We start from the raw sequence: 26,944 nt of genomic DNA, 5'->3' as shown, positions 1-26,944 counted from the left end.
GTTATAGCCATAAATAAACAGTGTATTTCCGTTTTTTCTGAATTTCACTTCATCAAAATTGACATCTAAAAATTGAATCGTATCTGATTCTCCTGCACTGTCAGAAATATAATCTTTACCATGTCCTTTGGCAAAAATATAAGTATCGTTACCATCTCCTCCATATAAATTATCATCCCCTGTACCTCCTATCAGAGTATCATCTCCTTTATATCCATAAAGGGTATCATTACCAGCCCCACCATCCAGTATGTCATTTGCGTTATCATGTTGGCTGGCACTAAGATTATCGTTACCATCTCCGCCATGCAGTATCCCTTTACCTTTTGGTATATAAATACTGTCATTTCCTGATGTTCCATACAACTCCATTCCTTCTTTCTGAAGCTGCTCTAATGTAACTGTTCTATCTTTGAATATAAAATTTTCTATAGCATTAATTCCATTCGAATAAAAAAAATCTCGTATTTCAATTGAATCTCCCGTGTTATAGCCATAAATAAACAGTGTATTTCCGTTTTTTCTGAATTTCACTTCATCAAAATTGACATCTAAAAATTGAATCGTATCTGCTTCACCTGCCTCGTCACTTATCAGATCTTTACCATGTCCTTTAGCAAAAACATAAGTGTCGTTACCCTCTCCCCCATATAAATTATCATTTCCTCCACCTCCTATCAGGATGTCATCTCCTTTATATCCCCATAATGTATCATCTCCTGCACCACCATCAAGTATGTCATTTGCAATATCATATTGACTGGCTTTAAGAGTATCATTACCATCTCCGCCATGCAGTATTCCTCTGCCTTTTGATATATTGATATTGTCATTTCCTGATGTTCCGTACAGTTTCATTCCTTCCTTCTGAAGCTGTTCTAACGTAACTGTTCTATCTTTAAAGATAAAATTCTCTATTGAATGATTTCCCCAGCCAATAAAGAAATCTTTTATTTCAACTGAATCTCCTTCGTTATAACCATAAATAAACAGTGTATTGTCTTTTTTCCTGAATTTCACTTCTTCAAAATTGACATCTAAAAACTGAATCGTATCTGATTCTCCTGCACTGTCAGAAATATAATCTTTACCATGTCCTTTGGCAAAGACATAGGTATCGTTACCCTCTCCTCCATATAAATTATCATTTCCAGCACCTCCTATCAGAGTATCATCCTGACTTGTTCCTGATAAAACATCATCTTTATCACTTCCTTCAATTAGGTTCACATTATCTGAAAATATTGAGCTCGTATTCTGATATTGGTATTCTTTTATTAACGCATTCATATAGCTAATCCTTAATTAAAAAAAATTAATACAAAAGTTAAATTTAATATTTGCATTCTAATAATTAATTTCTATTTATATAACCCCCCCTTTACTTTATAAACAAAACAATAAATACAACTCTACATTTAACTTCTTAAATAAAATAATCTGAATATCATTTTTTTATATTAATAAGGACTAAAATACTAGTTCGTATTTTAAAAAATATTTTTATCTGAACTTAGTTACTTTTTTATATTATATTAAGATTAACAAAACCTGATTTAGAACAGACTACTAAAATTCAAGATCAATATCAACAAAATTTTACACTATATAGTATCCGGTCAAATAAATATAAATTTTATTTAAATATATATTAAATTTAATGCAATATAATTAATTATTAAATAATTGAATTATATTGTTTATTTTAAGTATATTTTTGTTATTATTTATGTTAATTTGTCATCTTAAATTAAGATATTTTTAATACCTATGTCATTATCACCTGATTCTCTGCCTTCAAAACCTGATTCTTTAAAAAAATCAGATAGTTTTCAAAAACCCAATATAGCGGTTACTGCACTCATACTTATTGCTCATTTTCATGGTCTGGCAGTTAATCCTGCCGATATTACCCATAAATATGCTGAAAAAGGGGATTTAAACAGTGAGCAATGGCTACTGGCAGCCAAAGAACTGGGATTAAAAGCCAGGCTGGTAAAGCATAATGTTGAACGTCTGCATCTTGTAGCTTTGCCTGCTGTTGTATGGCGGGATGACGGTCAGCATTTTGTTCTGGCCAGAATAGATGGTGATCGTTATTTAATTCAGGATCTTGAACAGGGTAAACCGGTTATTCTTACGAAAGAAGAATTTAATCAGCGATATTCCGGACAGCTTATATTGGTTACTTCCCGTGCATCAATACTTGGTCAACTGGCCAAGTTTGATTTCACATGGTTTATTCCGGCTGTTATCAAATACCGGCGTATCTTTCTGGAAGTACTGGTTGTATCCGTTTTTATTCAGCTTTTTGCACTTGTTACACCTATGTTTTTTCAGGTGGTAATGGATAAAGTTCTGGTTCACCGCAGTTTTTCTACACTTGATGTTATTACTATTGCATTGCTGGTGATCATTATTTTTGATGTCGTGCTTAGCGGATTACGTACATATGTATTTGCTCATACCACATCACGTATTGATGTTGAATTAGGTGCACGATTGTTCAGACATCTGTTAAGTCTGCCTCTTGCTTATTTTGAGCATCGCCGAGTGGGAGATACCGTTGCACGGGTGCGTGAACTGGAACAAATCCGGAATTTCCTAACCGGACAGGCATTAACTTCTGTTCTGGACTTATGTTTTTCTTTTATATTTTTGCTGGTTATGTGGTTTTATAGTGGCTGGCTAACATTGGTAGTTGTTATCTCACTGCCCTGCTATGCTATCTGGTCTGCAACTATCAGCCCGATTTTACGCGCTCGTTTGAATGAAAAATTTGCCCGCAATGCCGATAATCAGTCTTTTCTGGTTGAATCAGTCACTGCTATCGGTACCATTAAAGCAATGGCCGTTGAACCACAGATGACCAGACGCTGGGATCAGCAACTGGCCGCTTATGTCAATTCCGGTTTCCGTGTTGCCCGGCTGGCTACTATCGGACAACAAGGTGTGCAGTTTATTCAAAAACTGGTTACAGTTGTCACGTTGTGGCTTGGTGCGCATCTGGTAATTAAGGGTGATCTGACTGTAGGTCAGTTAATCGCATTTAATATGCTTGCAGGACAAGTAGCAGCTCCTGTTATCCGGCTGGCACAACTATGGCAGGATTTCCAGCAAGTGGGAATATCGGTATCACGGTTAGGAGATATTCTGAATACCCCGACGGAAAATCCAACTTCGCGCATGGCTCTCCCCAATATTAAAGGACAAATTGAATTTGAAAAAATTTCTTTTCGCTACCGGCCTGATGGTGCAGAAATTTTACGGGATCTGAGTTTAAATATCCGGCCCGGAGAAATTCTGGGAATTGTCGGGCGTTCCGGTTCAGGTAAATCGACTCTGACCAAGCTAGTACAGCGTTTATATACACCGGAGCGGGGGCGGGTTTTAGTTGATGGTAATGATCTGGCACTGGCTGACCCGGCATGGTTACGGCGTCAGGTAGGTGTGGTGCTTCAGGAAAACGTTCTGCTCAATCAGAGTATCCGTGCCAATATTGCTCTTGCTGATCCGGGCATGCCGCTGGAAAGAGTAATGTATGCTGCTAAAATGGCCGGCGCACATGAATTTATCATGGAGTTGCCGGAAGGATATGACACTATAGTTGGAGAACAGGGCGCTGGCCTTTCAGGAGGTCAAAGACAACGAGTAGCAATTGCCCGGGCTCTGGTAGGCAATCCGCGTATTTTGATTCTTGATGAAGCAACCAGTGCTCTGGATTATGAATCCGAACGAGCTATTATGAAAAATATGCAGGCTATCTGCAAAGGACGTACTGTATTGATTATTGCACATCGTCTGTCTACAGTCCGTATGGCCAATCGTATTATAGCCATGGATAAAGGCTGCATAGTAGAACAAGGTACTCATCAGGAGTTACTGGAAAAACCAAATGGTTACTATCGCTATTTATATCAACTGCAAAACAGCTGACATTAAATTTAAAATAAGAAAATAAGATATGGGCATTCGCTTTCAAGCTTTTAAAGATTTTTTACAACGATATAGCACAGTCTGGAAAAATGTCTGGGCGGTACGCTTTCAATTGGATCCGCCTAAACGGGATGAAGACGAACGTGCTTTTTTACCGGCACATCTGGAATTAACTGAAACACCTGTTTCTGCCGCACCTAAATGGACAGCAAGACTGATTATTCTGTTTGCCCTGCTGGCACTATTATGGGCATTAATTGGCAAACTGGATATTGTTGCTGTAGCAATGGGTAAAACTACCCCAGGCGGACGCAGTAAAGTTATCCAGCCGCTTGAAACATCTGTTGTCGATAAAGTTGCAGTCAAAAATGGCGATCATGTAAAAAGCGGACAAGTATTAGTTCAGCTAAGTGGTATTGGTTCTGACAGTGATTATGCTCAGTCAGAAAAATCCCTGCAGGCCGCACGTTTAAATAAATTACGTCTGGAAGCGGTGATTCGTGCTGTTGATACACATCAGCCTCCTGTACTGGATCATGAGCTGGCAACAAAATGGCAGTTGACTCCTGATCAGATTATGGAAGCACAATCATTAGCTATAAATCAGTTCCAAACATGGTTTACTCAGGATGCCCAATTGCAGACTGTATTGCGCGAACATCAGGCACAGTTACAGGGAACCCAGTCACAGGTAAGTAAACTTGAACAAACTACAGCCATTGAGCAACGTCGTACAGCTGATTATAAGGACTTACTGGCACAAAATTTTGTATCCAAACATGCTTATTACGAGCAGGAAAGCAAGTTTATTCAAAATAAAAATGACTTAGCCAGCCAGCGTAGTCAGCTTCGTCAAATTCAGGAAAGCATACGCGAAGCAGAGCAAAACAGACAGTTACAGACTAATACCCTTAGACGCGATACACTCGATCAATTGCGTCAGGCCAATGAACAAATTCAACAACTAACAGAAGCAACTGATAAAGCGTTACAGCGTAAACAATTAATGACATTGAAATCACCTGTCGACGGTACGGTGCAGCAACTGGCCACACATACTATAGGCGGTGTCGTTACAGCTGCTCAGCAAATTATGGTTATTGTGCCGGATCAGGATCAGATGGAAATCGAAGCACTTGTTCCGAATAAAGATATCGGTTTTGTTAAAGCAGGACAAAGTGCCATTATTAAAATTGAGTCATTTCCCTATACTCGCTACGGATACCTGACCGGTAAAGTAAAAAATGTAAGTTTTGATGCAATTGAAGATGAAAAACTGGGGCTGGTTTTTGCCGCTACTATTGTTCTGGATAGAAATTATCTGATGATAGATGGTAAAAAAGTGAATTTAACAGCCGGTATGAATGTAACTGCAGAAATTAAAACCGGGAAGCGTCGCGTTATCACCTATTTGTTAAGCCCGCTGCAAACTAAAGTTGATGAAAGTATGCGAGAACGCTGATGCAAAAATATACTTTTACTATTTGGAAAGCTTTCTGTATTTGTATTGGATACAGTGTTATTTCTACTCCTGTACAGGCATTCGATTTATTTGATGCCTGGCAGGCTGCAATAAACTATTCTGCAGATTTTTCAGCAGCTCAAAGTGAACGCGATGCTCAAAAAGAACAACTGGCACAGACACGTGCTGCTCTGCTCCCTCAGATAAATGGCAATTATATCTATCAGAAGCAGCCTCCCTCTCTATCCAGTACAACCCAGACTCATGGCTGGAATGTTCAGGCAAGTCAGGCTCTGTTTGATAAAACTAAATGGGCACAATACCAGCAAGGTAAAATTACCGCCAATATGGCTGACTGGCAACTGGAGAATGTAAAAGAAGATTTACTATTTAATGTTGCTAAGGCTTATTTTCAGGTCTTACTCGTTGAAGATAAACTGGTTTCAATTGAAAAAGAAAAAGAAGCCTATGCAATGCAAATCAGACAATCCAAAGCTCTATTCGATAAAGGTGCAGCCACTATTCTGGATACAAACGAAGCTCAGGCTGGGTATGAAGCAGCGCGTGCAAAAAAAGTTAGTGCAATGACCGATCTGCTGGTAGCTCAAAATAATCTGGCTAATATCACCGGCCTTGATCCGAAGAAAATTAAACGTTTAAGACATACAGATTTTGGCGACTTACTAGGCAAAACAAGCAAAGCAGACTGGATAAACACAGCACAAACAAATAATCCGGAATGGCAACAGCAAAAGCTGGCTTTAGAAAATGCTAAACAAGCTTATATCGCAGCTAAAGCAGAAAACTGGCCGAAGTTAACGATTAATGGCGGTTATCAGGACAATCATCAGATTCAGCAATTTTATGGTTTGGATCATGGTACTCGCAGTAAAGGTGGGATTGTTACAGTTCAGCTTTCAATGCCTTTATTTAGTGGTGGATTAATCCACAGTAAAATTAAAGAAGCAGCTGCAAAAGAGCAACAAAATAAATTTTTATTAATTGCTACTGAACGTAAAATTGAACTTAATGTTAATCAGGCTTATCAGACTACATTAGGCAATCTTTATCAGATTCAGGCACAGCAACAATTATTAAAAGCGAATTCTGTAAAATTAGAAGCTACCCAATTAGGTCGTAAAGTTGGTATACGCAGTAATCTGGATGAATTACAGGCTTTACAGGCTAAGGCTGATGCTGAGCAAAAATTGTCCGAAGCACAGTATGGTTATATAACAACATATATTCAGCTTCTGCAAAGCGCAGGTATTTTGACTCAACCCGCAGAACAAAAAAAATTGCATAAATTATTGTATTAGGCATTTATTGATAGCTGCTTAAGAGAAATTTGTTACTTTATTTGAATTTTCATTTTTATGTTAAATCAATTTTTATTTAAATAAAAAATATTATTTAATTTTTAGAGTTTCCTAAAATTTAATGTATTGAATTAAAATCGCAATCATTTAAATTATCTATTAATTGTTGAGTCAATTCTTTACAGGCGATAATCTTTTATTTTCGAGTATAAATAAAGCAAAAATCTCAAATTCACAAAAGCTATTTTCAGGTATGGTAACTTTTTACAAAATGGTAAATATAAATATAATTTCCTCATTTGCTTAGAATTTTTATATGTGAAATAAACTCACTATAACCAAATTTTTTACCGTCAATTATTTGCTAAAATTCTATTGAATAATATTTAGAAATTAATTCATCAATATTTTTCTTAGCAATTAATAAATTGTTTAATGAGACTGACAATAAAAACAATATCCATTTAATTTTCTTATTGAAATTAGTAACTATCACTTAACATTTTACGGTTCAGGCGTATAAAGTTTAAATACAAAAATGGATATTAACGTTTTTCCTGTCTTCGAATCAGATAAACAGCCAGACAAAGAAAAAGAATTGTAGGCAAAAATGCAGCAATTATAGTCGGCACTCCATATAACTGACTGGTAAATCCAAACAGTCTTCCGGAAAAATGAAATAATAGTCCTAAACATATTCCATAGAATAGTTTCAGACCCATATTCCCATGCCGGTTTTGTTGAGGCGTAAATGCCAGCGCTACCAAAGCCATAACCATACACGCCAATGGATAGGCAATCTTTCTCCACCAGGCAAGTTCGTAGCGTGTTGTCTGTTGATGATTATGCTTCAGATGCTTGATATAAGTTGAAAGTGCTATAGCTGACATTTGTTCTGGTGCTACCAGCAATATATTGAGAAGCTGGTGATTAACAGACATTTTCCAATCCAGATTTTCAATATGATTTACAGATATCTGATTTTTTCCCAATAGTGACTGATCTACCTGATTCAAATGCCATTTAGATTTTTTACCTTCAGTAGAATGAACATCCACTTTAGCACTGAAAGCATGTAAAGTTTCAGTCAGTTGAAAATTTTCATCATGTCGATAAATATTGATATCTCTTAAGCTGCCATCCGGAAGCATTTCAGCTACATTTACAATGTCTTTTCCTTGTTTTAACCATATACCACTATCTCCAGCACTAATGCTGTTCTGACGTGCATGTAATTGATACTGTTCTGCATAAGGACCTATTCTAGGTACGACATATTCACCAAGCAGCGCAGCAATGACTGCAAAGAATAGTCCAAATTGCAGCATCATACTAATAATGTTAGACAAACTGATTCCGGATGTTCTGATTACAGTAAATTCACTATTACTGGCCATTTGACTAAGGCAAACCAGAGCACCAACCAGTACAGCCAGAGGCATAAGCTCATAAGCATGTGTCGGAATCAGCATAAGAACATAATACAGCATTTTATCGGCAGTATAACGTCCGTCACCAACGTGGCTGATTTCACCCATAATATCAAAAAAACTGTATAAACTTACCAGTGCCAATAATGCATATAAAGTATAAACAGTCATTTGGCTGATGACATAACGATTAAGCAAACGCATCAGGACCGTCCTCCCAGTAATGATGTAAACGCTGTTTTAAAAGAGGCTGATGGAAAGTCACGCCAGCGTAATAAGAATAGAAACAGCATAAACATCATCAGATGCATTGGAAATATGCCTAGCCAGAAAGGTATACGACCATTTTCTACCAGATCTCGCAGAAAGGTCAGGCCATTTTGATAAATTAAAAATACTGCAATTGCAATCAGAATATTGTATGTATGTCCGGTACGGGGATTAAAATAGGATAATGGTAAAGCCATTAAAGCAAGTACAATAACACTAATCGGTAATGATAAGCGCCACATTAGTTCTGCTTTGTAAATGGGTTTGTTACTAGCAAATAATGCAGAAGTAGGAATTGTATGCCGGTTCTGTTTTGGATCTATAACGGTTGTATTAACACTGATAATCATTGTCATTTTATCAAAAGAAGCTCTTTGATAATCAGCCTGTCCGGGCTTTCCATAGTAGCGAAAACCGTCTTCAAGAGTAAGAATACGTTTCTCTCCATCCTGTTTAAATTCGCCCTTTTTCGCAAAAATCGAACTTTCCTTGCCATTTTTTTCTTTTTCACGAACAAAAAGATTACTGGCACGACCGCTATCAGGGTCAAATGTTTCAATGAAATAAACTCGCGGATGGCTTTTGCCAATTTCTTTGAATACCCCGGGTTCCAGTAATGACATTTCCTGTTTTTGTTTTAGTATCTCCGCAAATTCACGGCTGCGCCACTCTGCCCAAGGCTGAATGAGCATGGAAACTATTGCCACCAAAACTGCAAACGGAATAGCGAATTTCATTAAAGGAATAATCCAGTTTCTTAATGATAAGCCACTGGATAGCCAGATCACCATTTCGCTATCACGCCAATAACGTGTAAGTACTGTGATAATACTGATGTAAGCTGTCAGAATAAGCAGTACAGGTGTCAGGCCAATTGTCCAGAATCCAATTAACGCAGACACTGCATCAATGGCTACACGACCACTGGCGGCACGACCCAGCAGATTGATTGCCTGTGTAGCTACCAGTACTACCAATAAGATCACGAATATGCCTACGGCAGTCCATGATAATTCTTTAATAAATTGGCGTTGATAAATCATAAGATAATTAAACACATTTGCGACTGTCCTTACTTTAGCGGCAGCCTGCGTTACAATAAGTGCATCCGGTTCTGCTTAACGCATGATTCGTACAGAATATATATAATGCCCTTATAAAATAGGATAGGAAAATATGGAATTTAGCATAAATGCGGAACAATTGCAGCCGCAAAACAACAGTTCTTTACTATTTGTGTATTGCAAAGAAAGCAAACCAGAACAACATCTGGCTAATACTTTGTTAACTCAATTACAACAGCAGCAAAAGGATTTTATTGCGACACACACCGTAAAAGATGAATTTTTACAGGCTTTAGCTGTAGTAAATATCGATAAAGATGATTATGCCAGTATCCAGAAACTGGCCGCAAAAGCTGCCAGCTGGTCCAAAGAGCAATCATCACTCAATATAGATTTAAGCAAATTACCGGAAATACTTGCCCAGAAATGGGTACAGGCTTTTACAATTGCTGTTGGCGAAGCGGTCTATTGCTTTGATAAATTCAAAAAAGATTCTAAGCCAGTTTTACTTGAAAAAATCAATTATCAAACTATTCATCCTATCAATAACCACCTTAGCAAGGCCGAAGCTATCATCTATGGTATGAATATCTGTAAAGATTTAGGCAATGCACCGGGAAATATCTGTACTCCGGCCTATTTGGCTTCTTCTGCTGCCAAGATTGCCAATGATTTAGGTGCCAGTGCAAGAATCATAAACGAAACCGAAATACAGGAAATGGGTATGAATGCTTTACTGTCTGTTGCACAGGGAAGCACGGCCGGAGCTTATCTTATTGAATTGCAATATCATGGAGCTTCGAATAACGAAGATAAACCGGTAGTTTTGGTTGGCAAAGGTATTACTTTTGATTCTGGTGGTATTTCTCTTAAACCAGGTGCTGCCATGGATGAAATGAAATTTGATATGTGTGGTGCGGCTTCGGTTATTGGTACTTTTGCAGCTGCAGTAAAACTCAATCTACCATTAAACCTCGTTGCAATAATCCCAACTTGTGAAAATATGCCTTCAGGGAATGCTGTTAAACCAGGCGATATTGTTCAGGCTATGAATGGTTTAAATATTGAGGTTTTAAACACTGATGCAGAAGGCAGACTGATATTATGTGATGCACTTATCTATGCTGAACGCTTTCAGCCTAAAGCAGTAATCGATGTTGCTACCCTTACTGGTGCCTGTATCATCGCTTTAGGACATGTTGCACAAGGTGTATTAGGTAACAATCAGCAATTAATTGATCACTTATTACAGGCAGCAGACAGTATTAATGATAAAACATGGCAACTACCATTATTTGAGGAATACAAAGAACAATTAAAATCCAACTTTGCTGATTTACAAAATATTGGCGGTCGTCCTGCGGGAACGATTACGGCTGCTGCCTTTCTCTCATACTTTACTGAATCTTACTCCTGGGCACATCTTGATATTGCCGGTACGGCATGGAATTCCGGCAATAATAAAGGTGCGACAGGTCGTCCTGTTCCGCTTCTGCTTGAGTATCTGATTCAGCAATCCTGAGAAAAAAGATATGGCCACAACTACTTTTTATACTCACATTACAGACCCCGTTTCATTTACATGCCGGCTGACGCAAAAAGTATTTAAAAGTGGTTCAAATATTTTGATTTGGTGTGATGATGTAAGCCGTGTTAATCAACTGGATCATGCTTTATGGTCATTTCAACCTGCAAGTTTTATTCCACATGAAATCTGGTCACCACAACAGGTTCAACCAATTGGTTTACAAGCAGTATTACTGGCTTATGGTGAAGATTTACCAGTAATAGAAAAAGATTATGTTGTTATTAATCTTGCAGATGCATACTGGTGTAATGCCCCCCGGAAACCAGAACGTGTATTAGAACTGGTAAGTAATGATCTGGATGAAATTGCTGCTGCACGTCAACGTTTTCGCACTTATCGGAGCGCCGGATTTAAAGTTGAGCATTTCGATATGCGTACGCAAAACTAAATCTAGCAGTTATCAAAAAAGCGGGTTATCAGTTAACCCGCTTTCTTTTATGATTTTTATCTCATCAATTTTTCAACAATATGTGCTAAAGGTGTATCAGTAACCGGTTGCGGAAGCATATTTTGCAAGGTACGACTATCCAGAATACCAAACTCAGGTCTTCTGGCTGCTGACTGGTAATCAGCTGTGGCAATACGTTCTACCTTAACCTGATTATACCTTTCGTCAATTTTTGCCGCTTCAGTAAATATACGCTGAGCAAATTCTGCCCAACTCATCTGCTGACTTCCTGCAAAATGTAATAAACCGCGCGGAGAATGAGGTAATGCTGCAAGACGTATAATGGCTTCAGCCAGGTCTCCGGCATAGGTAGGACAACCAATCTGATCATCAACAACCCGCATATTGGGTGTTTCCAATCCTTTTTGTAACATAATTTTCACAAAATTATGTCCGTATTCACTATAAACCCATGAAGTACGAATAACCACAGCATCTACATGAGCATTTAAAGCCAACAGTTCACCCGCCAGTTTACTATGCCCATATACATTCAAAGGGTTAGGTGCCATATTTTCCGTGAGAATGACATGATGATGACCATCAAATACCTGCTCAGTCGATATATGAATCAGACGTGCACCAATGGAATGCGCAGCCTGAGCCAGATTCAGTGTTCCTGTTGCATTTACAGCAAAAGCTTTGTCTATATCTGCTTCCGCAGCATCAACTTTGGTATACCCTGCCGCATTAATAATCACATCCGGTTCAAAAGTTTTCACCATATTAAGCACATTATGTGCATCAGTAATATTCAGAGTCTGAGAATCACTGGCAATCAGCTCCCAGCTTTCCGGTAATCTGTCTCTTAAACAACTACCTACCTGACCTTTTGAACCTGTTAATAAAATACGCATGGCGAAACCTTTTATTTTAAATTGCCAATAGAAAAATGAATATATTTACAACGATAATGTTAAATCACGTTTAAAAATTATGCTTACATAAAATAAGCTTATTGTTACATATTGAAAGTTTATTTTCAGCACTAAACATTTTTACTCAGAAGAATTGATTTGATATGCAGCTAACTATGCATCTGAAGCAGCTTTACCTACTAACCATTCGGCACTTTCACGATGACGCAATAACCAGCGACAGTCCTGACCTAAAACTTTTACATCAACAGTCTGCCATTTCTGCTCTGTTAAAGCATTTGGATTTTCCGATATTTCAATAGCATTGCGCGCATTAGCTCCGAGTATTTTGGGAGCCTGATAGTAAATGATTTCATCAACTGCATCAGCTGTCAGCAATGCTGAATTCAATATAGAACCTGCCTCCACCAATATCGAACCAATATCACGTTTAGCCAGAATTGCCCAAAGTTTTTGTAAATCAATCTGCCCTCGCAAATTTGCAGGTACTGTAAGAATAGAAACATGCGGATAAGATGCAAAAATGGCTTTTTTAGCGCTATCTGTGACAGTAGTAATGATCAGTGTAGGACTTTTAGTGTCCTGAATTACTTGATATTCAGGTGTAAGACGTAAGCGGCTATCCAGAATAATACGCAACGGTTGTCTTAATGTCGAAAAACGACGTACATTTAACAGAGGATCATCTGCCAGTATAGTATTAACACCAGTTAATATAGCACAACTTTCAGCACGTAATGTCTGCACATCATCACGCGCTGCCTCTCCAGTAATCCACTGGCTTAAACCATTACTTAGAGCTGTCTTACTATCCAGACTAGCTGCTATCTTCAATCTGATATAAGGTTTATTTCTTTCCTGTCTGGATAAAAAACCAGAATTCAGTTCACGCGCCTGTTGTGCAAACAAACCTCTGTCGACTTGTATACCTGCCTTTTGCAGCATGTCTAATCCATTACCTTTTACCAATGGATTTGGATCGCTCATAGCAACAACAACACGCTTAATATGAGCATCAATCAATGCCTGAGCACATGGTCCTGTCCGACCTGTATGACTGCACGGTTCCAAGGTTACATAGGTAGTAGCAGCCTTTGCCAGATATCCTGCCTGATGTAATGCGTGTATTTCTGCATGAGGCTGTCCTGCACAGACATGAAATCCCTGACCCACAATTTGTTCGCCATGAGTAATAACACAGCCTACTCTCGGGTTAGGACTGGTAGAAAACCGCCCTTGCCAGGCTAGCTCAAGGGCGGTTTGCATAAACTTCGCATCAAGCTCAGAAAAGCTCATTTTTTAATTATTCTGTACATTTATGGTTTTTAAAGTACCAGCAAGTGCATTATAGTCGGCACTCTCACTGCTGGCGCATACTGAATAAAGATTATTATCCACAGTCAGTGCAACACAGCTTTCATTTAGCAACGTACCATTTTGCTGATGACTGAAACGATAATTCATACGGTTTACAGTAGCGACACCTACTTTGATATTACTGATGCTACTATTATGCTCGAGACTGTCAGCCAGATTTTTAAAATATTCATCTGGTTTAATTTTTAATGAACCTAAGTTATTTACTGCCAAAGTGATATTACTACTGTCATCATGCTGTAATAAAGTAAGATTATTTAATTGAGCCGGATCTACCCAGTCTGTTGCACTATCCAGTACATCAGCAAAATCTCCGTCTACTACTATACTGAGTTTACTGTCTTTACTGGTCAGAGTTTGAGTAGCAGAAGCTGCAGGCTCTTCAGCAGATGCAGCACTACTACTGGCAGTCTGAGTATCGCTTGCATCCATAGTTACAGAAGTATCCTGTTTCGTGCAAGCAGATAAGCCCAATAAAAAAAGTATTGCACACAACCCTATACGAGATTTCAACATGATATATTTAAGCTTTCATGACAAGGCATAATAGTTACAAAGTATAACAAGAATTAGCGCCGAATGCAGCGAACAAAACAACACTCTTCTCAAGGGCTGATATGACTAATTCGTATTTTTTAAAGTAGCAATTAATTGAGTAAACTCAGAAACATCGTGAAAACTTTTATATACAGAAGCAAAGCGCACATAAGCAACTTCATCCAGCTTAGCCAGTAAACTCAAGACCATATCTCCAATCATCTGACTGGGAACTTCTTTAACCCCCATGTGATAAAGATTAGTTTCTATTTCTGCCACTGCATTTTCAATACTTTCCCGATCCATTGGCCGTTTATGCAATGCCCTGCTGATACTGGTATACAACTTAGCCGGATCAAACAAAACTTTTTCTCCGGTACGTTTGATAATCAATGGCATCCGCATTTCAACTACTTCGAACGTACTAAACCGACAATCACAAGCCAGACAGCGACGACGTCGGCGAATACTATTATTACCCTCGCTCAGACGTGTATCAATTACCTGTGTATTATTATGCTGGCAAAAAGGACATTTCATATAAATACAAAATAAATATTAAATTGAATAGCTATTGTGGCAGGCAGTACCACTGCTGGCAAGCTTCTTTGTTCTGTAAATTCAAATGATTTAATCAATCATAGATAACTTATCCACCTGTACACAAAATTCAGCGCAAAACTTTAGGTAAAATATGGGGATAAGTACAATATAATATTGATTTATATTAATTATTTTTCATTGATTAAAAAATAGGCACATTATAATTATTAGATAATCCAATACTCTTAAAAAAGAGAAATAGAAATTTACTATCAACAATTTAGTTAAACATACAATTAATAAAAATAAATTTAATAATTATTCAAACCATTAATTTTAAATTTTCATTTTCTGTATTAAATATTAAATTTGGACAAATTTGTTTATAGCAAATCACTCAATTAAATATTTGCGCATCAGCAAACAGTTAACGGTAACGTCAAGATTGAGGGGCAATGCACATTCCCCTAATGAAGTATAGCCATTAATTTCATAAAATTTTACTGAATTAAGCGATGCATAGAGCTTCAGCATACCCAGCCCTGCACGACTGGCAACATCTTCAGCACGCTGCAACAAAGCAGTTCCCAAACCCTGATTATGTACGAAAGGATGGATATATAAAGCATCCAGTTGAGCTTCTACTAAATCCATCTGAAAAAAGCCTTGTATATGACCTTTATAATCAACCACCCATAAGGCTTTATTAGCATCTGCCAGCGTATGCAAATAGCTTTGTATATTTAATAATGACAACCATGCTTTCAATACTGTTTCATCATATTTACGTGCACAGGTATACTGAACAGCATAGCGATGAGCATTATAAATATCTTCGCAGTCTTCCGGTCTCGCAGGACGTAAATAAGTAATAATACTCATATGATCTATAACCAATATGACGATGCATCAATTTATCAAAATAAGGCAGAGATTTTATATCACCTAAACATATTTAAGCAAAACAACATCTTTTATTCAACACATGCTGGTGTTAGCATGTACAAATAAACCACACAAATATATGGAATAACATCATGAATCTAAAAACTATTTATCTAGCTGGCGGCTGCTTCTGGGGTATGGAAGGCTATTTTAAGCGTTTAAATGGCGTGATTGAAACCGAGGCCGGATATGCCAACGGTCATACTGATAATCCAAGCTATGAAGAAGTATGCAATCAGGACACAGGCCATGCTGAAACGATAAAGGTTAAATATGATGCAGATATCATCTCTTTAACCGATATCCTGCGGCATTTTTTCCGGATTGTAGACCCTACTACCCTAAATCGTCAGGCACACGATACAGGCACCCAGTACCGCAGCGGTATTTACTATACAGATCCGGCTGACCATGATGTTATTCAGGCAATGATTAAAGCTGAACAAGGACGTTATACTGCACCTATCGTAGTAGAAAACTTGCCTTTACAACAATTTTTCCCCGCTGAAGAATATCATCAGGATTATCTGGACAAAAATCCACAAGGCTACTGTCATATTGATTTACGAAAAGCCCGGGAGCCTCTGCCTGAATTGCCACCATCTCAGACTTCCACAACATTATATGATGCAAATGCTTTCCACAAACCTGATGCAGCCACTTTACACCAGCAACTAAGTGAAGAAGCTTATCAAATTACTCAGAATGCAGGCACTGAGCGTCCGTATAGTCATCCGTATGATGAACTGTTTGTCCCTGGGATTTATGTAGATATTGTCAGTGGAGAGCCACTTTTCAGCTCACGGGATAAATTCAATTCCGGTTGCGGCTGGCCGGCATTCAGTCAGCCAATACAATCCGAAGCAGTGAGTAAACATGAAGATAACAGTCATGGTATGCAACGAACTGAAGTGCGTAGTCAGCATGCAGACTCACATTTAGGACATGTATTTAAAGATGGTCCGCAAGATCGCGGTGGATTACGTTATTGCATCAACGGAGCAAGTTTACGATTCATTCCCTATGAAGAGATGGATGCAGCCGGCTATGCTGCCTATAAAGACATGGTGAAATAACTTCCTCAGCATCGGACAGGATATATAAACTATCTTTGCTGTCCGATGCTGTAGTTTCCAATAGTATAAATTACTATCAAAACATAACTAATAATTAAATATTTAAATAAAAATATAAAATTATCACAACAATTTATCCCGAGATACATTCATTAATCAATAATAAAAAATCACCTTAAAGCGCTCAAAGCGGTATCATATAAGCAACCAAATCATAACTTGTCAGGGACACCCCGTTATGCCATGGAATTTTCCGATATTGCTCACTTGGTTGCGTATCCTTATCATTCCAATATTTACTTTATTATTTTATTTGCCAGCAGACTGGATTAGTGATCGCCAGATCATTAACTGGCTTGCAGCAGGCTTTTTTGCCGTAGCTGCAATAACTGACTGGTTTGATGGTTATCTGGCACGTCGTTGGAAACAAACATCTAATTTTGGTGCTTTTCTTGACCCGGTTGCGGATAAACTAATGGTAGCTGTTGCTCTGATATTACTTGTAGCAACCGGCCGCACCTATGCCATATTTGCCATGATTATCATCGGTCGTGAAATTACCATTTCTGCTTTACGGGAATGGATGGCTCAGCTTGGCAAACGAAATAGTGTTGCCGTAGCCAAATTGGGAAAATTTAAAACCGCGGCACAAATGGCAGCTATTTTTCTTTTACTACTCACTTCCCCACCATTAGCAGAACCCAATTTGTTATGGATATTTGGAAATATTCTTATGCTTATAGCCTGTATCCTTACTATCTGGTCAATGCTGTATTATTTAAAGATGGCAACGAAAGAATTTAAATCCTAAAAAATCATAGTGAAAGCAAAAAATACTTCATCAGATGTATTAATAATCTTGACACATTTTTTTTCATCGATATAATGTTGCTTCTTCATTCAGTACGAATGAACAACGCGGGAATAGCTCAGTTGGTAGAGCGCAACCTTGCCAAGGTTGAGGTCGCGAGTTCGAGACTCGTTTCCCGCTCCAAAAACATGTTCACATGTATAAAGTGAATTTGCGGGAATAGCTCAGTTGGTAGAGCGCAACCTTGCCAAGGTTGAGGTCGCGAGTTCGAGACTCGTTTCCCGCTCCAGTTTTATAATAGTTGCTCTACCCGATTGAGTAATATATAAGGCGGGATGGCAGAGTGGTCATGCAGCGGACTGCAAATCCGTGTACGCCGGTTCGATTCCGACTCCCGCCTCCAGATTATATTAAAGTTTATGGCGGGGTGGCAGAGTGACTATGCCACAGTGTGCAAAGCTGTGCAGGCCGGTTTAAATCCGTGCCCCCGCCTCCATACAGCACACAAATATGCACAAAAGTGCATTAAAAACTACCCGCCCGGGTGGTGAAATTGGTAGACACAACGGACTTAAAATCCGTCGGCTCTTAAAACGGCCGTGCCGGTTCGATTCCGGCTCCGGGCACCATTTATTGAATCCAGATACACTTAGATGTATCTGGATTCTTTACATTTATATTTCAAGAAATACACACTTGTATATTTTGCTTTTTCAACTGCTCTGTGACATATAAAACATCAAATTGATACCTGAAATTCTATTGATGATTTTCTACCTCTTACATATATTCCTATACATAAAGAACATGCTCTAACATATTTTATAAAATTTAGAAAAGCAGTAATCAAACTATACTTAGTATTTTTAATAACCATGCATTTTAAAAAACATGAATTTAAAGCTGGGTGAAGCGTATAGAACTTTAAAACAGGCACTGAATTCGAAGTAGCTAATACCTTAGGCATGCGCAGCCAATAGCAAAACTGATAAAGAACTACAGAGATAAAAAGCCAGCAAATTTATATTGGTAACAATGAAATTAGCGAAATTCCAATGTTAGATAAATGTTTTATTCAATACTACTATCGTATAAAGCAAAATTTTTCATACAAATCTATATTCTCAATTATGATGAGCTATAAATTGAAATATAAATTGAGAATATAAAAATAATTTCATTATTGCTTAATCCAGTCATTATTACTCTATCTTTAGCAACAAATCTTTATTATTAAATCATAAACCCATTGCTTCCCGAATCATTCTTTTTTTAATTAAGCCTGAATAATTCACCAGATTCAATCCTTTATTACGAACCCAGCCAATGGCAGGAAAATAGTCATTGGCAAATAATTTGAATAAACCATCACAACTATATTGCATCAGCCTTACTGCTAATAATCTTGATCGCTGATACTGCCTGAGAATAGACCATATACCCGAATCACTGGCATTTGTCAGTAAGTTACTGAGACATTGCACATCTACAAAACCCAGATTTACGCCTTGTCCGGCCAATGGATGAATAGTATGAGCTGCATCCCCAATCAGAGCAATTCTTTGGCTGACAATTTTTTTAGGCTGTCGCATTATCAGGTCAAAGTTGACCACAGGAGTGGTTAGTGTTAGTTCACCTAACTTTTGATTACCTGCCAAAGCAACTTCCCGTGCAAAACTTTCTTTATCCAGTTTCGTCAGACTTTCTGGGTCAGATATCGACCATACGATAGAAATCTGCTGCTGCGGCAAAGGCAAATAAGCAAGAATATCACTACCACGAAACCACTGATAAGCACATCCATTATGTGGTTTTTCCGTGTTGAAATTAGCAACAATACCTTGTTGCTGATATGGAGAAGCGTTTACTTCAATGCCAACCTGTTCACGCAACCAAGAATTAGCTCCATCTGCACCAACCACTAGCTGACTGCAATAAGTTTGACCATTTTCCAGAGTTATCTTTGCCGACCATACATCGGTAATCACAGATTGAGGACAATTACTGACTATTGCTACCCCCTCTTCCTCCAATGCTAGCCACAATTTTGCCAGCAAATAGCGGTTTTCAACCATTGAATTTAAACAAGGTACATTTATACTGGAGGCGTCAAAACTAATGCATCCATTACCATCACCATAAACTTCCATATGGCTTACTTTTTGTACTCTTTCTTCCGGCCAAACACCTAAACTATTTAAAAATTGCTGATTAGTCGGACTAATGGCATAAATACGGGCATCCCAAGACTGAGAGAGACTGAGCAAATCTGTTTGAGGTGGCTTTTTTTCAATGATAAGAATCTTTTTACCTTGCCGATGTAAAGCTAAAGCTAAAGTTGCACCAACCAACCCTCCCCCTAGAATAATGACATCAAAATCATATTGTGTATTTATGCACATTTTGCTTTCCATATCGTTTAAACAATAGTATTTATTCTAGATATCGGGATGCGGAGTTACTCCAAAAACCAGCTGCCTGGTAAACTTATGCTTCAAAACAGGCACTGATCCCAAAATACTCATACCCATACTTTGTCCATATGCCAGCCCGCTGTGAGCATGATCAAACAGTTGTACCAGAATATGCGTAAAGCCTACAACTGCACGAGCATCATAAGCACGTATTCGTGCATATTTTCCGGCTAAAGAACTATCATTAAGAGAAATCTTATCTGTCTTACCAAATGTTGCACTTAACATTTCGGCATCACGAACACCGAGATTCAATCCTTGTGCAGCAACTGGATGCATGGTTTGAGCGGCATTTCCGATGCAAATTACTCTCCGACTATACACCTGGTTAAGCTGACGTAATTTCAATGGAAAAGTTGCCGGCGTTCCCATTTGCTCTAAATGACCTAAGCGATCTCCCATTACAGACTGTAACTGCTGATTAAATTCAGCCACATTCCACAGCTCTCGTTGCAATGCTTCTTCATGAGTACATGTCCAGACCAGTCGAAAATCATTTCTATAAGGTAATAAAGCAAGCGGTCCATTTTCAGTAAAACGTTCATAGGCAATAGCATGATTGCCTGCCTCGAACTTTAGAGTATTAACTAAAGCCAGCTGCCGGTAATCATGGGTGTGTACTTTTATATTCGGCAAACCGGCAGCCAGTTCACCTCCTTCTGCCAGAATCAGCCATTGTGCAGTTAAGTTATGCCTTCGTTGCTGATAAAAACACTGTGCTGAAGCCCAATGAGTTGTACTTTGTACCTGTTCAACAGTTGTTTGCCATTGCACAGATATATTGTTTTTTTGTAATGCTGTTTCACAAGCCTGTAATAATCTGACATAATCAATCGTCGCTCCAAGATAAGGTAATCCTATATCGTGTGCTGACATTAGTACACGACCAAAATGATGCTGCCGTGAAACATGTACCTGCCGGATAAAAGTCAACATTTCATCAGGCAGATATACTCCGGCCTGCCGGAAAGTCTGGATACTATGATATGACAAAGCAAGAGTACGCTGATCATTCAGATTACTGTCAGCAGCTCTGGCCTCCAGTAATAAAACCGATTGATTCTGCTGTTTTAACAACAAAGCAGTAAGCATGCCAACAGGGCCTGCACCGATAATAATAAACGGATAATGTGATAATGGCTGCATAAGCAGTACTCTTAATCAAGACAGTCAAATTCTAACGTAATTTATCCATATAGAAACATAAATCTTATTTACCAGTCAGATTAAATAAAATTCTTGCTAAGCTAATATGTAATTCTTTTTTCAAGCACTAAAGTTCTACTCCAACTTCTTCAGCCTGATAATGAAATAAATATTACTCTTTTACTTAATAGTTTATAAATTGATAAAATTTATTTCGACAGATACAATTACTAAATCGAAAAATATACAAAATAAAACACCATTATAAAAATGGTGCTTTATATGGTTTCAATGTTTCTGTTTATGCTTTTTTTCGCATCAATACACCACCAATCAGCATTGCCAGCAACTGTACACTAATTAATACAACAGCAGTCATAAACCACCCTCCACTCTCAAAGGCATGACCACATAATAATGAGCCGGCAAAACCGCCTGCATAATAGCACATGTAATACAGACCGGAAGCCAGTGAACGGCCTTCTGTTACATTGGCAGAGATATAGGTAATAGTAGACGATTGAGTAATAAAAATACCGCTACTCATAATAGCCAGTGCCAGTACAATAACCCATAACGGATGCATCAGGGTTATCAGCACACCAAAAATGGATAAACTCATAGCTATTAATACAGTTAGATTGGTACCAAATTTGACAATTAACCGAGCTGATAATGGAGTAATAATCATACCAATCAGATATACGGCAAAAATATTAGCTAATTGTGAACTGCTTAGATTATATGGCGGCTGATCAAGATACAAATTGATATAGGTAAAACAACCAACCAGAGAAAACAGAACACAAAAACCCAATGCACAAGCTGCAAGAATATACCGGTTATGTAAATGATGCCATAAGGTTATTAATGCTGTTGAAATCTGTGGTTTAGCCTCGAATTTTTGCGATGCAGGAAGATTTTTCCATACCAGAACCGCTCCAGATATACTGATAATACCCATTATTAAGAAAGCATGACGCCAGCCCATAAAGTCTGTGAGGTATCCCATCAGAAACCGGCCAAGGAAACCACCCAATACCGTACCAGAAACATAAAAGCTCATCAGTTTGATACGTGTATTACCAGAAAATTCTTCACCTAAATAAGCCAGTAAAACGACAGTTATGCCGGGTACTGCAACACCCTGAGCAAAGCGCAACCACCATAGCCAATTGATACTGTGCACAAAAGACAATGCTAAAGTAGGAATAGCAATAAAAAAAACCGAACCTACAATAAAAGCTTTGCGTCCGAAAGCATCTGAAATCATTCCTAAAAACGGAGACGTTAATGCGACAGCCAAAATTGTCGCTCCTACAGTTGAACCTATTGCAGCAGCACTGGCATGGAACTCCTGCATCAATACAGGTAACACTGACTGAATAGCGTAAACCTGAATAAAAGCCAGAGCACCGGTAATCAGCACTGTTATAATTAAGGCCAGATTCAGTTTTGGAGTGATTGAAGGTGTAAGTGGTTTACTCATTATAATGCAAACTATTTATTAGAATTATCTGAATAACATATAATAATTAATCTGATTATTTCAAATAATGGTTAAACAAAATATTTTAAAATTTGTTATATTATGTATTTTATTTATTATACCTCTCAGTGTAATTATAGCTTTTCAGATTTGCAGTAATTTAAACTTCTGGATAATATCACTTTATTCTTTATATAGTTATTATTAATTATTAATTTCTTAAAAAATAAACCGTTAATAAATTGAGTTTATACGCTTACAAAAATATGAATAAATATTACCTATATAAAAATATTTATACTAATCAACAAATTAAACAATATCATTTTATTTATTGCATTTAATGGTTATTATCCGTGTAAACTTCAATTAGCAATAATATACAGATATTACAACTTTAAACTGAATAATATATTTCAAGAAAGTAGAATAGTATCAACATTTTTTATAGTAATAAGGGGATTAGATATTTAAAAAGCATTTGGAATAACTAGTATTAATTTTAAATTAATGTCAAAATAAAATAGATTTGTGTAATTAAGTGCAATCTTATAAATTGTATAAACTTTAACTTTAATTTATTATCGCCGCCTGTTTCATCGCTGCGACAATAATCCTCAGGATCCTTGTATCATGGCAATAAGTTTTTTAGATAAAACCGACCTGAAAATCCTGCAAGTTTTACAAGATAATGGTCGTCTTACTAATGTTGAGCTATCCGAGCGAGTAGCTTTATCACCATCGCCATGTCTGCGCCGGTTAAAGCAGCTTGAAGAATCGGGGATTATTCGCCGTTATGCAGCTCTTCTGGACCCTTATCATGTAGAACTGGGTTTGCAGGCATTTATTCGGGTTAGAGTTAATAAAAGTAAACAGTCCCGTGATGAGTTTACTCTTGCTGTTCAAAGCTGGCCTCAGGTGCTTAATTGTTTTGCACTCACTGGGGAGTCTGATTACATTCTTCAGGCTTTTTTCTCAGATATGAATGCTTTTTCGCACTTCGTACTGGAAACTTTACTGGCAACTCCGGGAGTGGAAGATGCCAAATCCAGCTTTGTACTGAAAGAGATTAAAACAACTACTTCGTTACCGCTGGAACATTTAAATGTAGGCTAAAAAACTCAAAATTAGTTTTAATAAACTAATAGTAAAGAATGTTTTAATTGTTTAAGAATTCATGCTACGCTTGAGCGTCTGTTATCTACATAGATAAATACATATGTCTGTCATTTATAATCAGGATGAAGAAATTATTGCTATTTGCCGCCACTGGCTGGAACAGGCAGTAATCGGACTTAATCTTTGCCCTTTTGCCAGAAAACCTTACAATTTAAAAAGATTGCGGTTTAGCATAAGCCATGCCAGACATGTTGATGCATTTCTGGAATTCATAGAGCAGGAAATTCAGTTGTTGTTACAAACGCCGGCACACGAAACAGAAACCACTTTAATTGTCGAACCTTCATTATTTACAGATTTTGAGACGTTTCTGGATGCTGTAACTTTAGCAGAAGATGTACTTCAGGAGATTGGAGCAAATGGCATCATACAAATAGCCCCTTTTCATCCTGAATTTCAGTTTGCTGATGAACCTAAGGATGATATCAGTAACTATACTAATCGCAGTCCCTATCCTATTTTACACTTGATACGTGAAAGTAGTATTGATCAAGCGATTGCGGCATTTCCTGATGCTGCAACCATATATGAACGTAACAAAGCATTGTTACGTGAAATGGGAATGGAAAGCTGGACAAAATTAGCAATCGAATACCCGTTGCAAAAATCAAAATAAATTAATCTTAAACTTCATATCAAATTGTAAAATTCGAATCTTTCCTCTGAACTATCATGCTAAATCTTTTATTAATAGCTCACTTTTTATCGAGTTTACTTTTTAACACCATACGAAATTATTGTTAAAATCTCTATTTGCTTAAATAGTAAACTATCAAGAATGACGCCAGTTAACCCTTCTGTTGTACAGTTTGCCTTTTCTTTATTAAAGCAAGGCAATCGAATACTGCAATTAATATTTTTATTTATCGTTAGTTTATTACCATTTCCTGTACTGGCTGCCGGCTTACCTGCCCATGAATTGAGTTTATGGTGGTGCTTTCCTTTTATCGGTTTGCTTTTGTCTATAGCTTTGTGTCCGATATTGATACCTAAAACATGGCATAGTCATAGTGGAAAAATTATCGGTGTATGGTGTGCTGCATTTCTGATACCTCTGAGCTGCTACTATAATGTTTCAGCTGGTTTATCTATTACCATACATGCATTGTTACAGGAATATATTCCATTTATGCTTTTACTACTGGCTTTATATACACTTTCCGGTGGTATTCTTATTCAGCATAATGGTAATGGCAGTGTAAAACTCAATGTACTGATTCTGGCAGCAGGTACACTTCTGGCCGGAATCATGGGTACAACTGGTGCTGCCATGCTATTTATCCGCCCTTTATTGCGGGCCAATGCTCAGCGACGCCATCGAACTCATCTTGTGGTATTTTTTATTTTTCTAGTGGCCAACATCGGTGGCGGATTAACCCCGCTTGGGGACCCGCCATTATTTCTGGGTTTTCTGAAAGGTGTTGGTTTTCAGTGGACATTCGTTCACATGCTTTTACCCGTAATTATCAATACTCTGATTTTACTATTTATTTTCTTTTGTATTGATTACTATTTATGGCAACGTGAAATTATTACCAATGATAAAGTTCAGAACAGTATTTCTTCATGGTCTATTCAGGGTAAAGCCAACTTATTGTTATTATTTGCAGTTACTGGAGTAATATTGGTTTCCGGATTATGTAAAAATTTACCGGTATGGAATATTTACGGAATCGAAACCAATTTAGTTGCATGGATACGTGATGGTTTACTGCTTATCATTACTTTGTGTTCACTAAAATTAACACCAGCACAATTACGCAGACAAAATGACTTTAACTGGGCACCTATGGTTGAAGTAGGTAAATTATTTATCGGAATTTTCATAACTATTGCTCCTGTAATGGCTATATTACAACTCGGAAAGGCAGGAAGTTTCGGAATACTGATAAATTTAATTGAGCAAAATGGAGAACCAGTAAACACTCTCTATTTCTGGCTAAGTGGTTTATTGTCTGGCTTCCTGGATAATGCGCCTACCTATCTGGTGTTTTTCAATCTTGCTGGAGGTGATGCTGCTTTACTTATGCAACATTTACCTTCTACATTAATGGCGGTTTCTATGGGTTCAGTATTCATGGGGGCGCTCAGTTATATTGGTAATGCTCCTAATCTCATGGTTAAATCTATTGCCGAGCAACATCGAATTACTATGCCAAGCTTTTTTGGCTACATGAGTTGGTCTGTTACTCTGCTTATTCCGGTTTTTTTACTGGATACTTTATTGTTTTTTTAACTTATCGGAATAGCCGGCCATTAAGGTTTATTTAGTTATGCAATTATTGAAATACCTGCAAGCACAAGGTTTGGGCAGTCGCAAGCAATGTCAGGCATTAATTGACGACGATGCTGTACGAATTAATGATACGCTCTGCAATCATGCTCAAATGGATATCGACCCGAAAGCGGTAAGCAGTTTATATATTGATGACGTGAGTCTGATTCCAGTACCTCTTCCTTATTTTTATATTCTGCTCAATAAACCCGCTGATTATGAAACTTCGCATAAACCACAATTTTATCCGAGTGTTTTTAGTTTATTACCAGAGCCATTGCGTCATCTGGACATGCAGGCTGTAGGCAGGTTAGATGCAGATACAACCGGCGTATTAATCCTGACTAACGATGGTCAGTTTAATCACCGTTGCACGTCACCAAAACATAAACTTCCAAAAATTTATCGTGTTAGTTTGAAGCATGCTGCAGACGAAAAACTATGTATTATTTTAAAAAACGGGGTCTTGTTACACGATGATAACGAAACGGTAACTGCACAGGCCGCTGAGTTAATTGATCCGCATACCTTACAGCTTACCATTACTTCAGGTAAATACCACCAGGTAAAACGGATGATAGCTGCAGCCGGCAATCGTGTTACTGCCTTGCATCGCAGTGCTTTCGGACTATGGCAGACTGAAGATTTACCTGCTGGCGAATGGCGTTTTTTTCAACCTGAGTCCGGCTTAATGTAA

Annotated in this window: 21 protein-coding genes, 5 tRNA genes and 1 pseudogene; 16 read left to right on the top strand and 11 right to left on the bottom strand. The window is 37.8% G+C overall.

From position 1 onward, the window contains the following. The coding region (locus H3V00_RS05615; RefSeq protein WP_304944954.1) for a calcium-binding protein at positions 1-1,290 on the bottom strand (1,290 nt) is incomplete at its 3' end. Positions 1,291-1,770: 480 nt separating this feature from the next. Here H3V00_RS05615 and H3V00_RS05610 point away from each other — a divergent pair. The 3 genes from H3V00_RS05610 to H3V00_RS05600 are packed head-to-tail and all read left to right on the top strand — an operon-like array spanning position 1,771 to position 6,717. Further along, positions 1,771-3,936: a type I secretion system permease/ATPase gene (locus tag H3V00_RS05610; RefSeq protein WP_198206839.1), complete on the top strand. Its 2,166-nt coding sequence runs from the start codon at positions 1,771-1,773 to the stop codon at positions 3,934-3,936. A 34-nt stretch (positions 3,937-3,970) separates the two neighbouring features. Then, positions 3,971-5,398 carry an HlyD family type I secretion periplasmic adaptor subunit gene (locus H3V00_RS05605; RefSeq protein WP_198207161.1) on the top strand — a complete coding sequence of 476 codons (1,428 nt, stop codon included), beginning with the start codon at positions 3,971-3,973 and terminating at the stop codon, positions 5,396-5,398. Next, complete coding sequence (locus H3V00_RS05600) at positions 5,398-6,717, top strand: TolC family protein (RefSeq protein ID WP_198206840.1); 1,320 nt, start codon at positions 5,398-5,400, stop codon at positions 6,715-6,717. Before H3V00_RS05605 ends, H3V00_RS05600 begins: the two co-directional genes overlap by 1 nt. 545 nt (positions 6,718-7,262) lie before the next feature. Here the strand turns inward: H3V00_RS05600 and lptG are convergent. Both lptG and lptF read right to left on the bottom strand, forming a co-directional pair. Beyond that, complete coding sequence (gene lptG, locus H3V00_RS05595) at positions 7,263-8,351, bottom strand: LPS export ABC transporter permease LptG (protein ID WP_198206841.1); 1,089 nt, start codon at positions 8,349-8,351, stop codon at positions 7,263-7,265. Next, entirely contained in the window at positions 8,351-9,460 is a 1,110-nt protein-coding gene (lptF, locus tag H3V00_RS05590) for an LPS export ABC transporter permease LptF (protein ID WP_084547227.1), read from the bottom strand. The genes lptG and lptF overlap by 1 nt, the downstream gene beginning before the upstream one ends. Positions 9,461-9,593: 133 nt before the next feature. Here lptF and H3V00_RS05585 point away from each other — a divergent pair, with 133 nt between their 5' ends. Both H3V00_RS05585 and H3V00_RS05580 read left to right on the top strand, forming a co-directional pair. Beyond that, positions 9,594-11,003 carry a leucyl aminopeptidase gene (locus H3V00_RS05585; RefSeq protein ID WP_084553503.1) on the top strand — a complete coding sequence of 470 codons (1,410 nt, stop codon included), beginning with the start codon at positions 9,594-9,596 and terminating at the stop codon, positions 11,001-11,003. Between the two features lie 10 nt (positions 11,004-11,013). Next, entirely contained in the window at positions 11,014-11,457 is a 444-nt protein-coding gene (locus H3V00_RS05580; protein WP_037394368.1) for a DNA polymerase III subunit chi, read from the top strand. Between the two features lie 56 nt (positions 11,458-11,513). Here the strand turns inward: H3V00_RS05580 and rfbD are convergent, their stop codons facing one another. The 5 genes from rfbD to H3V00_RS05555 all read right to left on the bottom strand — a co-directional run bounded on the left by rfbD (position 11,514) and on the right by H3V00_RS05555 (position 15,734). Beyond that, the gene (gene rfbD / locus H3V00_RS05575; protein WP_025331010.1) at positions 11,514-12,374 is read right to left on the bottom strand and encodes a dTDP-4-dehydrorhamnose reductase; all 861 of its coding nucleotides are present in this window, start codon (positions 12,372-12,374) and stop codon (positions 11,514-11,516) included. A gap of 174 nt (positions 12,375-12,548) precedes the next feature. After that, on the bottom strand, positions 12,549-13,691 hold the full coding sequence (ribD, locus tag H3V00_RS05570) for a bifunctional diaminohydroxyphosphoribosylaminopyrimidine deaminase/5-amino-6-(5-phosphoribosylamino)uracil reductase RibD (RefSeq protein WP_198206842.1): 1,143 nt from the start codon (positions 13,689-13,691) through the stop codon (positions 12,549-12,551). A 3-nt stretch (positions 13,692-13,694) separates the two neighbouring features. After that, complete coding sequence (locus H3V00_RS05565) at positions 13,695-14,288, bottom strand: hypothetical protein (RefSeq protein WP_041879836.1); 594 nt, start codon at positions 14,286-14,288, stop codon at positions 13,695-13,697. A 105-nt stretch (positions 14,289-14,393) separates the two neighbouring features. Beyond that, a complete protein-coding gene (gene nrdR, locus H3V00_RS05560; protein WP_025331013.1) occupies positions 14,394-14,849 on the bottom strand; it encodes a transcriptional regulator NrdR in 456 nt (151 codons plus the stop codon). Positions 14,850-15,245: 396 nt separating this feature from the next. Next, entirely contained in the window at positions 15,246-15,734 is a 489-nt protein-coding gene (locus H3V00_RS05555) for a GNAT family N-acetyltransferase (RefSeq protein ID WP_037394376.1), read from the bottom strand. Between the two features lie 146 nt (positions 15,735-15,880). Between H3V00_RS05555 and msrAB the strand changes: the two are divergent. The 7 genes and pseudogenes from msrAB to H3V00_RS05520 form a co-directional block, all read left to right on the top strand. Further along, a pseudogene (gene msrAB, locus H3V00_RS05550) lies at positions 15,881-16,873 on the top strand (bifunctional peptide-methionine (S)-S-oxide reductase MsrA/peptide-methionine (R)-S-oxide reductase MsrB); the annotation flags it as partial. Positions 16,874-17,111: 238 nt separating this feature from the next. Further along, on the top strand, positions 17,112-17,684 hold the full coding sequence (pgsA, locus tag H3V00_RS05545) for a CDP-diacylglycerol--glycerol-3-phosphate 3-phosphatidyltransferase (protein ID WP_025331015.1): 573 nt from the start codon (positions 17,112-17,114) through the stop codon (positions 17,682-17,684). A gap of 107 nt (positions 17,685-17,791) precedes the next feature. Continuing rightward, positions 17,792-17,867: transfer RNA gene (locus H3V00_RS05540), tRNA-Gly, on the top strand. A gap of 30 nt (positions 17,868-17,897) precedes the next feature. Further along, positions 17,898-17,973: transfer RNA gene (locus tag H3V00_RS05535), tRNA-Gly, on the top strand. Positions 17,974-18,013: 40 nt separating this feature from the next. After that, positions 18,014-18,087 (top strand) — tRNA-Cys (locus H3V00_RS05530). An 18-nt stretch (positions 18,088-18,105) separates the two neighbouring features. Next, positions 18,106-18,180, top strand: a tRNA-Cys gene (locus H3V00_RS05525). A 42-nt stretch (positions 18,181-18,222) separates the two neighbouring features. After that, positions 18,223-18,313: transfer RNA gene (locus H3V00_RS05520), tRNA-Leu, on the top strand. A gap of 609 nt (positions 18,314-18,922) precedes the next feature. Here H3V00_RS05520 and H3V00_RS05515 read toward each other — a convergent pair. From H3V00_RS05515 to H3V00_RS05505, 3 genes are all read right to left on the bottom strand, one after another. Continuing rightward, on the bottom strand, positions 18,923-20,086 hold the full coding sequence (locus H3V00_RS05515) for an FAD-dependent monooxygenase (protein ID WP_198206843.1): 1,164 nt from the start codon (positions 20,084-20,086) through the stop codon (positions 18,923-18,925). Positions 20,087-20,122: 36 nt separating this feature from the next. Further along, the gene (locus H3V00_RS05510) at positions 20,123-21,304 is read right to left on the bottom strand and encodes an FAD-dependent monooxygenase (protein WP_198206844.1); all 1,182 of its coding nucleotides are present in this window, start codon (positions 21,302-21,304) and stop codon (positions 20,123-20,125) included. 301 nt (positions 21,305-21,605) lie between these two features. Continuing rightward, the gene (locus tag H3V00_RS05505) at positions 21,606-22,793 is read right to left on the bottom strand and encodes an MFS transporter (protein ID WP_078474359.1); all 1,188 of its coding nucleotides are present in this window, start codon (positions 22,791-22,793) and stop codon (positions 21,606-21,608) included. A 633-nt stretch (positions 22,794-23,426) separates the two neighbouring features. Here H3V00_RS05505 and H3V00_RS05500 point away from each other — a divergent pair. From H3V00_RS05500 to H3V00_RS05485, 4 genes are all read left to right on the top strand, one after another. Beyond that, the gene (locus H3V00_RS05500) at positions 23,427-23,909 is read left to right on the top strand and encodes an Lrp/AsnC family transcriptional regulator (RefSeq protein WP_025331019.1); all 483 of its coding nucleotides are present in this window, start codon (positions 23,427-23,429) and stop codon (positions 23,907-23,909) included. Positions 23,910-24,012: 103 nt separating this feature from the next. Beyond that, on the top strand, positions 24,013-24,588 hold the full coding sequence (locus H3V00_RS05495; protein ID WP_198189974.1) for a DUF1415 domain-containing protein: 576 nt from the start codon (positions 24,013-24,015) through the stop codon (positions 24,586-24,588). A gap of 162 nt (positions 24,589-24,750) precedes the next feature. Further along, complete coding sequence (locus tag H3V00_RS05490; protein ID WP_198206845.1) at positions 24,751-26,208, top strand: sodium:proton antiporter; 1,458 nt, start codon at positions 24,751-24,753, stop codon at positions 26,206-26,208. A 37-nt stretch (positions 26,209-26,245) separates the two neighbouring features. Continuing rightward, positions 26,246-26,944 (top strand): 16S rRNA pseudouridine(516) synthase, encoded by a 699-nt coding sequence (locus tag H3V00_RS05485; RefSeq protein WP_198206846.1) that lies wholly within the window; start codon positions 26,246-26,248, stop codon positions 26,942-26,944.

Source organism: Snodgrassella sp. W6238H11 (genome assembly GCF_016100525.1).
Classification (GTDB): domain Bacteria; phylum Pseudomonadota; class Gammaproteobacteria; order Burkholderiales; family Neisseriaceae; genus Snodgrassella; species Snodgrassella alvi.
This window is presented reverse-complemented; position numbering and strand designations above follow the sequence as displayed.

Excerpts from the sequence above, each read along its gene's own strand:
- H3V00_RS05555 (WP_037394376.1), bottom strand. The coding sequence starts at position 15,734 with ATGAGTATTATTACTTATTTACGTCCTGCGAGACCGGAAGACTGCGAA.
- H3V00_RS05495 (WP_198189974.1), top strand. The coding sequence starts at position 24,013 with ATGTCTGTCATTTATAATCAGGATGAAGAAATTATTGCTATTTGCCGC.
- H3V00_RS05600 (WP_198206840.1), top strand. The coding sequence starts at position 5,398 with ATGCAAAAATATACTTTTACTATTTGGAAAGCTTTCTGTATTTGTATT.
- lptF (WP_084547227.1), bottom strand. The coding sequence starts at position 9,460 with ATGATTTATCAACGCCAATTTATTAAAGAATTATCATGGACTGCCGTA.
- H3V00_RS05500 (WP_025331019.1), top strand. The coding sequence starts at position 23,427 with ATGGCAATAAGTTTTTTAGATAAAACCGACCTGAAAATCCTGCAAGTT.
- ribD (WP_198206842.1), bottom strand. The coding sequence starts at position 13,691 with ATGAGCTTTTCTGAGCTTGATGCGAAGTTTATGCAAACCGCCCTTGAG.
- pgsA (WP_025331015.1), top strand. The coding sequence starts at position 17,112 with ATGCCATGGAATTTTCCGATATTGCTCACTTGGTTGCGTATCCTTATC.
- H3V00_RS05610 (WP_198206839.1), top strand. The coding sequence starts at position 1,771 with ATGTCATTATCACCTGATTCTCTGCCTTCAAAACCTGATTCTTTAAAA.
- H3V00_RS05585 (WP_084553503.1), top strand. The coding sequence starts at position 9,594 with ATGGAATTTAGCATAAATGCGGAACAATTGCAGCCGCAAAACAACAGT.
- H3V00_RS05485 (WP_198206846.1), top strand. The coding sequence starts at position 26,246 with ATGCAATTATTGAAATACCTGCAAGCACAAGGTTTGGGCAGTCGCAAG.
- H3V00_RS05565 (WP_041879836.1), bottom strand. The coding sequence starts at position 14,288 with ATGTTGAAATCTCGTATAGGGTTGTGTGCAATACTTTTTTTATTGGGC.
- H3V00_RS05505 (WP_078474359.1), bottom strand. The coding sequence starts at position 22,793 with ATGAGTAAACCACTTACACCTTCAATCACTCCAAAACTGAATCTGGCC.
- H3V00_RS05580 (WP_037394368.1), top strand. The coding sequence starts at position 11,014 with ATGGCCACAACTACTTTTTATACTCACATTACAGACCCCGTTTCATTT.
- H3V00_RS05515 (WP_198206843.1), bottom strand. The coding sequence starts at position 20,086 with ATGTGCATAAATACACAATATGATTTTGATGTCATTATTCTAGGGGGA.
- H3V00_RS05490 (WP_198206845.1), top strand. The coding sequence starts at position 24,751 with ATGACGCCAGTTAACCCTTCTGTTGTACAGTTTGCCTTTTCTTTATTA.
- H3V00_RS05510 (WP_198206844.1), bottom strand. The coding sequence starts at position 21,304 with ATGCAGCCATTATCACATTATCCGTTTATTATTATCGGTGCAGGCCCT.
- nrdR (WP_025331013.1), bottom strand. The coding sequence starts at position 14,849 with ATGAAATGTCCTTTTTGCCAGCATAATAATACACAGGTAATTGATACA.
- lptG (WP_198206841.1), bottom strand. The coding sequence starts at position 8,351 with ATGCGTTTGCTTAATCGTTATGTCATCAGCCAAATGACTGTTTATACT.
- rfbD (WP_025331010.1), bottom strand. The coding sequence starts at position 12,374 with ATGCGTATTTTATTAACAGGTTCAAAAGGTCAGGTAGGTAGTTGTTTA.